The 8,056-nt window shown below is 66.1% G+C and carries 8 protein-coding genes; 7 read left to right on the top strand and 1 reads right to left on the bottom strand.

The features are described 5' to 3' along the window. Positions 1–315, bottom strand: a 315-nt coding sequence (locus tag ACSFCA_RS26920) for a magnesium chelatase domain-containing protein (RefSeq protein WP_435461524.1), incomplete at its 3' end; no start/stop codon positions are given. 216 nt (positions 316–531) lie between these two features. On the opposite strand from ACSFCA_RS26920, the gene ACSFCA_RS26915 reads away from it, so the two are divergent. The 7 genes from ACSFCA_RS26915 to glcE all read left to right on the top strand — a co-directional run bounded on the left by ACSFCA_RS26915 (position 532) and on the right by glcE (position 8,043). After that, positions 532–1,410, top strand: coding sequence for a TorF family putative porin (locus ACSFCA_RS26915; protein WP_435461525.1), 879 nt, complete (start codon positions 532–534; stop codon positions 1,408–1,410). A 67-nt stretch (positions 1,411–1,477) separates the two neighbouring features. Then, positions 1,478–1,816: a P-II family nitrogen regulator gene (gene glnK, locus ACSFCA_RS26910; RefSeq protein ID WP_007833403.1), complete on the top strand. Its 339-nt coding sequence runs from the start codon at positions 1,478–1,480 to the stop codon at positions 1,814–1,816. Between the two features lie 29 nt (positions 1,817–1,845). Further along, complete coding sequence (locus tag ACSFCA_RS26905) at positions 1,846–3,273, top strand: ammonium transporter (RefSeq protein WP_093175630.1); 1,428 nt, start codon at positions 1,846–1,848, stop codon at positions 3,271–3,273. Between the two features lie 191 nt (positions 3,274–3,464). Next, the gene (locus ACSFCA_RS26900) at positions 3,465–4,397 is read left to right on the top strand and encodes an SMP-30/gluconolactonase/LRE family protein (RefSeq protein WP_435461526.1); all 933 of its coding nucleotides are present in this window, start codon (positions 3,465–3,467) and stop codon (positions 4,395–4,397) included. A gap of 26 nt (positions 4,398–4,423) precedes the next feature. Next, entirely contained in the window at positions 4,424–5,308 is an 885-nt protein-coding gene (locus tag ACSFCA_RS26895; protein ID WP_435461527.1) for a LysR substrate-binding domain-containing protein, read from the top strand. 117 nt (positions 5,309–5,425) lie between these two features. Then, the gene (locus tag ACSFCA_RS26890; RefSeq protein ID WP_435461528.1) at positions 5,426–6,928 is read left to right on the top strand and encodes an FAD-linked oxidase C-terminal domain-containing protein; all 1,503 of its coding nucleotides are present in this window, start codon (positions 5,426–5,428) and stop codon (positions 6,926–6,928) included. A gap of 5 nt (positions 6,929–6,933) precedes the next feature. Further along, positions 6,934–8,043: a glycolate oxidase subunit GlcE gene (glcE, locus tag ACSFCA_RS26885; RefSeq protein ID WP_435461529.1), complete on the top strand. Its 1,110-nt coding sequence runs from the start codon at positions 6,934–6,936 to the stop codon at positions 8,041–8,043. Positions 8,044–8,056: the final 13 nt, after the last annotated feature.

Genomic DNA, 8,056 nt, shown 5'->3' with positions numbered 1-8,056 from the left:
ATGCTGGCTCAAGGCATCCACTGAGATCGCTGGGGCAGGAGAACCTTCCTGACACAGATCTTCATGACGTCCCGCATTACCTTGTTCATTTTGGCCAAATGGTGCTTGACTACATCTGATGCGCTTGTTGTTCGGAAACTCCAGCCCCGCGTTCTGGAGCGCCGAACGCACCCTTTCGCGCGCCTCCTTGACCTCGGTTTCCACCAGCCCGACCAGCGTGAAGCTGGGCAAACCGTTCGCCAGATGCACCTCGACAGTGACACTGGCCGCTTCCAGGCCCAGCAAGGCGCGGCTCTGCACCAAAGACAACCCCATTCTTCTCCCTCTCCCCAAGATGGTGCGCCTATCTTCGACATGTCCGCGGTGGTGCGGCGCACCGGATATCTGCAACCACTCGCAACAGACGTTGTAACGATTTGGCTCTCAACCAAGGCGGGGACGGGAGCGGTTATGACCGGTATTTGTGCAGTTTGGCACGCTCCCTGCTTTGAGCCTCACAGGTCCAACAACACACTTGCGAGGAGTTCCCTGATGACGCACCGTACCGCCGCCCAGGCGCTGATCGTTCTGGCCGCTGCATTGACCGCTTCGGGCGCAGCCTTGGCGCAGACAGCAACGACGGATGCCGCAGCAGCACCGGCAGCCGCTCCCGCCCCGAATCTCACGGGCAACGTGTCCCTCACCACGAACTACAAGTTCCGTGGCCAGGATCAGGACATGATCGGCAAGAACGACTACGCCAAGACCAAGGGCTTCAAGCCCGCCATCCAGGGCGGCCTGGACTACGCCTTCGGCGACAGCGGCTTCTACGTTGGTAACTGGAACTCCAGCGTCAACTGGCTCAAGGGCAACAGCATCGAGAGCGACATCTACGGCGGCTACAAGTTCAAGGCCGGCCCGCTGGACATGGACGTGGGCGCACTCAGCTACATCTACCCGGGCAACTCCGCGGGCAACACTACCGAGCTGTACGTTGCGGGCACCTACGCCAACGAAACCCTCGGCTCGTTCACCGCCAAGTATTCGCACACCGTGTCGAAGGACTACTTCGGCTACGCCGGCAACAAGGCCGGCTCGGGCCTGAAGGGCACCAATACCGGCTACCTGAACCTGTCGTACAGCAAGGAAATCGTGCCCAAGGTCACGCTGAAGGCAGCCGTGGGCTACACGAACATGTCCAGCGACATCCGCAGCCTGGGCTACAAGAGCTATGTCGACTACAACGTCGGCGCGAGCTACGACTTCGGCAACGGCCTGTCGCTGACCGGCTCGGTGCAGGGCGCCAACAAGAAGAGCTCGTACCTCGCGGTGGCCAACCCGGGCGTCGACCTCGGCTTCGGCACCTTCGGCCAGACGACCTACTCGCCGAACAAGGCGCGCTTCATCCTCACGCTGACGAAGACGCTGTAATCCATACAACAACGAGGTGCGGCCCAAGCTGCCGCACCATTCCATTTCCATCCGAAGGAGAAAACTCATGAAGCTGGTCACAGCCATCATCAAACCGTTCAAGCTCGATGAGGTGCGCGAAGCACTGTCGGCCATCGGCGTGCAGGGGATTACCGTCACTGAGGTCAAGGGCTTCGGTCGCCAGAAGGGCCACACCGAGCTCTACCGCGGCGCGGAGTACGTGGTCGACTTCCTGCCCAAGGTCAAGATCGAAGCGGCCGTCTCCGACGACCTGGTCGATCGCGTGATCGAGGCCGTCGAAGGCGCGGCACGCACCGGCAAGATCGGCGACGGCAAGATTTTTGTCTACAACCTCGAACAAGTCGTGCGCATCCGCACCGGCGAAACGGGCCGCGAAGCCCTCTGATCGAGTCCAGGCCCGAAAGAACAACGATTATGAAAAAACTGCTTGTCTCTCTTGCGCTCGGCTTGAGCGTGTTGGCTGCCGGTACTGCCGGCTTCGCGCAAACCCCCGCTGCGGCCACGGCCGAAGCACCGGCCGCGTCGGCATCGGCCCCCGCGGCCGCGCCTGCCGCTGCAGCAGCTCCGGCCGCTGCCGCCGACGCAGCTCCCGCGGCGCCCGCCGCCGCACCCGCTCCGAAGATCGATTCCGGCGACACCGCCTGGATGCTGACTTCGACGCTTCTCGTGATCCTGATGACCATTCCCGGCCTCGCGCTGTTCTACGGTGGCCTGGGCCGCTCGAAGAACATGCTGTCGGTGCTGATGCAGGTCTTCGTGATCTTCTCGCTGATCAGCATCCTGTGGGCCATCTACGGCTACAGCCTGGCCTTCTCCGGTGACGGCAACTTCTTCGGAGGATTCGACAAGATCTTCATGAAGGGCATCACGCAGGAAACCTTCGGCGCGCTGACCACCATTCCTGAATACGTGTTCGTCGCCTTCCAGGGCACCTTCGCGGCCATCACCGTGGCGCTGATCGTCGGTGCGTTCGCAGAGCGTGCCAAGTTCTCGGCCGTGCTGCTGTTCTCGGTGCTGTGGTTCACCTTCAGCTACGTGCCGATCGCCCACATCGTGTGGGGCGGCGGCCTGCTGGGCAAGGACGGCGCACTCGACTTCGCTGGCGGCACCGTGGTGCACATCAACGCCGGTGTGGCCGGCCTGGTTGGCGCCTACATGGTCGGCAAGCGCGTCGGCTACGGCAAGGAAGCGTTCACGCCTCACTCGCTCACGCTCACCATGGTCGGCGCTTCGCTGCTGTGGGTTGGCTGGTTCGGCTTCAACGCCGGCTCGGCTGGTGCTGCCAACGCCGTCGCCGGCCTGGCCTTCATCAACACGGTGCTTGCCACCGCTGCCGCGGCCCTGTCGTGGATCCTGGGTGAAAGCCTGCACAAGGGCAAGGCCTCGATGCTGGGCGCTGCGTCCGGTGCCGTTGCCGGCCTCGTGGCTGTCACGCCTGCCGCCGGTTTCATCGGCCCGATGGGTTCGATCGTTCTCGGCCTGCTGGCCGGCCTGATCTGCCTGTGGGGTGTGGGCGGCCTGAAGCGCATGCTCGGTGCCGACGACGCGTTCGACGTGTTCGGCGTGCACGGCGTGGGCGGTATCCTGGGTGCCATCCTGACCGGCGTGTTCGCGGCCAAGGGCCTCGGCGGCACCGGCGGCGCAACGCCCGACACCTTCGCGATGGGCGCACAGGTCTGGATCCAGATCAAGAGCGTGGCGCTCACCGTCGTGTGGTCCGGCGTGGTTGCCTTCATCTCCTACAAGATCGCCGACCTGACCCTCGGCCTGCGTGTGTCGGAAGAAGAAGAGCGCGAAGGCCTCGACATCTCGTCGCACGGCGAAACGGCTTACAACCGCTGATCTGCTCTGGCGGGGTTGCCTTCGGGCAACCCCGCCACTGAAACGACCACCACCACCTTTTACAAGAACAATTCTTCGTAACGAGTTTTTCAAGCGAGGTCTCCTTTGGATGTTCAGCCCGCAAGCGCTCCGGCGCCAGCGGGCTTTTTTTTGCCCTTGGCCGTGATGGCCGGGGGCACAATCGCGACACCATGTGGACCTCCCTCGAAGACAGCCTCTGTGAGCTCGGCGAGTCGCCGTTCTGGCACCCCCAGGAGCGCGCGCTCTACTGGCTCGACATTCCCGGCCGCGCCGTGCTGCGCACCCGCGGCGATATCGGCTCTCCGAACGCGAAGGTCGAGCGATGGCCGCTGTCCACCGAGCCCGGCTGCATGGCGCCCGCGCGCAGCGGCGGCCTCGTGATTGCGCTGCGCGACGGCATCTACCGCGCGCGCGAATGGGGCGGTGAACTGGTCGCGATGGCGCGCGTGGAGCACGACGTGCGCACCATGCGCTTCAACGACGGCAAGTGCGACGCGCTCGGCCGCTTCTGGGGCGGTTCGCTCAACGAAGCCAAGGACCGCGCCAACGCCGCGCTCTATTGCTTCGATGCACGCCCCGACACCGACATCTCGCCCACGCTGACGCAGATGGCCAACGAGTCCACCACCGCCAACGGCCTCGCCTTCTCGCCTGATGCCCGCACCCTCTACTGGGCCGACACCGCCGCGCACGTGGTGTGCGCGTGGGACTGGGACGCCGAGGCCAACTCGCTCTCGCACGCTCGCGTGTTCCACCAGTTCGACGCCAAGCCGGAAGGCTGGACGGCCGATGTGCCGCTGGGCTATCAAGGCCGCCCCGACGGCGCCACCATCGACGCGCAAGGCCACTACTGGGTAGCCATGTTCGAAGGCGCGCAGTTGCTGCGCTTTGCACCTTCGGGCGAAATCGTGGCCTCTGTTCCTGTGCCTGTTCAATGCCCGACCATGCCCTGCTTCGGCGGCGACGACCTGAAGACGCTGTTCGTCACCAGCGGTCGCAAGGGCCGGCCTGCCGCCGAGATCGAGCGACTCCCCGCCTCGGGCGCGGTGATCGCGATGCGGGTCGACACGCCGGGCCTGCCCGTGAGCTTCTTCGAAGACTGAAGGCCGAAGAGGGTTTCCAGGCGCGCATGGCCCTGCAGCACATTCCGCCGATCCAGTGCCTGCTGACCTTCGAGGCCGTGGCGCGGCTGCGCCACGCAGGCCGCGCAGCCGATGAGTTGTGCGTCACGCCCAGTGCGGTGAGCCACCGCATCCGGCAGCTCGAATCGCACATCGGCTTCAAGCTCTTCGGCCGCAGCGACTTCAGCCTCACGGCCGACGGTGCGGCCTACCTCGCGAACGTGCGCGCGGGGCTCGCTGCGCTGCAGGCCACGCCGCTCGGCGGCAACACAGCCCAACGCGCCACGCGCCTGCGCATCGCCGTCACGCCGACCTTCAGCCGCCAGTTCCTCATGCCGAGGCTGGAGCTGTTCCGCAACATCTATCCAGACATCGAACTGGTGCTGCAGGTGTCGATCCCGTTGCTCGACGTCACGGCCGAGCAGGCCGACCTCGAAGTGCGCTACGGCCCCGGCGGGTACGCCGACTGCGAGCACCGGCTCCTGCTCGAGGAGCAGGTCGTGCCCGCCTGCAGCCCGAGCTACCTCAACGAGTTCGGCCCCTTCACCGGTTTTCGCACTGCGGCGGAGATTGCCAGCGCACGGCTGATCCGCAGCCCGCTCGAACCCTGGGGCACCTGGTTCGCGAACTGCGGGCTCGACCAGCCCGAGCCGAACATCGGCTCGCAGTTCAACGACCTGGGGCTTGTGTACGACGCCGCGGCCAGCGGCTTCGGCGTGGCGCTGGTACGCCAGAAGATGGGCGCGGCATGGTTCGAATCGGGTCGGCTGGTGGCGCTGTCCGAGCAGGCCGTGCCGTCGCCGCACCGGCACTACATCTGCTGGCAGCCGGGCACGCTCGAGCGCTGGGAATGCGCGGCCTTTGCCGACTGGCTCGAACAGAGCCTGCGCTGAACCCGCGAAGTTCTTTCAAGCGCCCGGCAAAAATCCATCAACCCGGGCCTGCCGCAATGTCCGTAGAGTGCGGGTAGAACAGAGACATCCCGCGAGCAGAAGAAAAGAGGTCGCCGCATGAACGCGCCGCTCACCCCCACGCAAAACGATTCACTACAGAAAACAGAGCGCCAGTCCCAGGTAGTGCGAGCGCTGCAGGCTCATCTGCCAGCCCACGCCCTGATCTGGCACGCAGAAGACACCACCCCCTACGAGTGCGACGGCCTCACCGCCTACCGCGCCCGCCCGCTCGTGGTGGCCCTGCCCGAAACCGAGGCGCAGGTGGCCGCCGTGCTCAAGACCTGCCACCAGCTCGGCGTGCCCGTGGTGGCGCGTGGCGCGGGCACCGGGCTCTCGGGCGGCGCCATGCCGCACACCATGGGCGTGACGATGTCGCTCGCCAAGTTCAACCGCATCCTGAAGATCGATCCGGTCAGCCGCACGGCCGTCGTGCAGTGCGGCGTGCGCAACCTGGCCATCAGCGAGGCGGCCGCGCCCTTCAATCTCTACTACGCGCCCGATCCGTCGAGCCAGATCGCCTGCACCATCGGCGGCAACGTGGCAGAGAACTCCGGTGGCGTGCACTGCCTGAAGTACGGCCTGACCCTGCACAACGTGCTGCGCGTGCGCGGCTTCACCGCCGAGGGCGAGCCCATCGAGTTCGGCGGCGAGGCGCTCGACGCGCCGGGGCTCGACCTGCTCGCGCTCGTCATCGGCAGCGAAGGCATGCTCGCCGTGACCACTGAAGTCACCGTCAAGCTCGTGCCCAAGCCGCAGCTCGCGCGCTGCATCATGGCCAGCTTCGACGACGTGCGAAAGGCCGGCGACGCAGTGGCCGCGGTGATCGCCGCCGGCATCATCCCCGCGGGGCTGGAGATGATGGACAAGCCCATGACCGCCGCCGTCGAAGACTTCGTGCGTGCGGGCTACGACCTCGATGCCGCCGCCATCCTGCTGTGCGAGTCGGACGGCACGCCCGAAGAAGTGGAAGAAGAAATCGGCCGCATGACCGCCGTGCTGCGTGGCTGCGGCGCCACCGCCATCGCGGTGAGCAGCAGCGAGGAGGAGCGCATGAAGTTCTGGAGCGGGCGCAAGAACGCGTTCCCCGCCTCGGGCCGCATCAGCCCCGACTACATGTGCCTCGACTCGACCATTCCACGCAAGCGCCTGGCCGACATCCTTCTGGCCATCCAGGAGATGGAGAAAAAGTACAACCTGCGCTGCTGCAACGTGTTCCACGCGGGTGACGGCAACTTGCATCCGCTGGTGCTGTTCGACGCCAACGACCCCGACGAGCTGCACCGCTGCGAGCTGTTCGGCGCCGACATCCTGGAGACCAGCGTCGCGATGGGCGGCACCGTCTCGGGCGAGCATGGCGTGGGTGTGGAAAAACTCAACAGCATGTGCGTGCAGTTCACCGCCGCGGAGAACGAGCAGATGTTCGGCGTCAAGCGCGCCTTCGATCCCGAGGGCATGCTGAATCCCGGCAAGGTGATTCCCACGCTGCAGCGCTGCGCCGAATACGGCAAGCAGGTGGTGCGCGGGGGCAAGTTGCAGCACCCGGATCTGCCGAGGTTCTGATGGCGATGGATAACAACGCACTCCACCAGGTCGTCGAGCGCATCCGCGCCGCCACCGCTAACGCCACGCCGCTGTGCATTCGCGGCGGCGGCACCAAGGATTTCTACGGCGAGCCGCTGCAAGGCGAGCTGCTCGACACGCGATCGCTCGCCGGCATCACCAGCTACGAGCCGAGCGAGCTGGTCGTCACCGTGCGCGCCGGCACGCCGCTCGTCGAACTCGAAGCGGCACTGGCGGAGAAAGGCCAGTGCCTGCCGTTCGAGCCGCCGTGCTTCGGCAGCAACGGCACCGTCGGCGGCATGGTCGCCGCAGGCCTCAGCGGCCCGGCGCGTGCCAGCGTCGGCGCGGTGCGCGACTACGTGCTCGGTGCCACGATCATCAACGGCCGCGGCGAGGTACTGACCTTCGGCGGCCAGGTGATGAAGAACGTCGCGGGCTACGACGTCTCGCGCGTGCTGGCCGGCTCGCTCGGCACACTGGGCGTGATCGCCGAGGTCAGCCTCAAGGTGCTGCCCGTGGCGCCCGCCGAGGCCACGCTCGAATTCGCTTGCGGGCAGGCTGATGCGCTGCGGCTGCTCAATGAGTGGGGCGGCCGGCCGCTGCCGCTCAACGCGAGCTGCTGGTTCGAATACGCCGGTGCCGGCGCGCTCTACCTGCGTTTGCGCGGTGCGGTCGCCGCGGTGGAAGCGGCATGCACGCACCTCGGCGGCGAGCGAAAAGACAACGCGCGCGCCGCCGCAGACTGGCAATCGCTGCGCGACCAGCAGCTGCCGTGGTTCGCCACGAACGAAGGCACGGATGCGCTGTGGCGCCTGTCGGTGCCGCAGACCGCGCCCGTTCTCTCGCTCGATGGCGCCATGCCGCTGATCGAATGGCACGGAGGCCAGCGCTGGTACAAGGCGCTGCCCGAGCAGGCCGCGAGCATCCGCGAGATCGCACGCGCGGCGGGTGGCCATGCCACGCTGTTCCGTCTGCCCGGCTCAGGCACACAACAAGGCAGTGTTCCGCGCTTCGATTTACTGAGCTCTCCTGTCGAACGCATCCATCGCGCGCTGATGCGCGAGTTCGATCCTCACGGCATCTTCAACCGCGGCCGCCTGCTCGCGCCCACGTAAAACAACAAGAACC

Source organism: Variovorax multivorans (genome assembly GCF_051216835.1).
Taxonomy (GTDB): domain Bacteria; phylum Pseudomonadota; class Gammaproteobacteria; order Burkholderiales; family Burkholderiaceae_C; genus Variovorax.
This window is presented reverse-complemented; position numbering and strand designations above follow the sequence as displayed.

What these genes read in the sequence shown, in the direction of transcription:
- ACSFCA_RS26915 (WP_435461525.1), top strand. Translation starts at nt 532, where the DNA reads ATGACGCACCGTACCGCCGCCCAGGCGCTGATCGTTCTGGCCGCTGCA.
- glnK (WP_007833403.1), top strand. Translation starts at nt 1,478, where the DNA reads ATGAAGCTGGTCACAGCCATCATCAAACCGTTCAAGCTCGATGAGGTG.
- ACSFCA_RS26905 (WP_093175630.1), top strand. Translation starts at nt 1,846, where the DNA reads ATGAAAAAACTGCTTGTCTCTCTTGCGCTCGGCTTGAGCGTGTTGGCT.
- ACSFCA_RS26900 (WP_435461526.1), top strand. Translation starts at nt 3,465, where the DNA reads ATGTGGACCTCCCTCGAAGACAGCCTCTGTGAGCTCGGCGAGTCGCCG.
- ACSFCA_RS26895 (WP_435461527.1), top strand. Translation starts at nt 4,424, where the DNA reads ATGGCCCTGCAGCACATTCCGCCGATCCAGTGCCTGCTGACCTTCGAG.
- ACSFCA_RS26890 (WP_435461528.1), top strand. Translation starts at nt 5,426, where the DNA reads ATGAACGCGCCGCTCACCCCCACGCAAAACGATTCACTACAGAAAACA.
- glcE (WP_435461529.1), top strand. Translation starts at nt 6,934, where the DNA reads ATGGATAACAACGCACTCCACCAGGTCGTCGAGCGCATCCGCGCCGCC.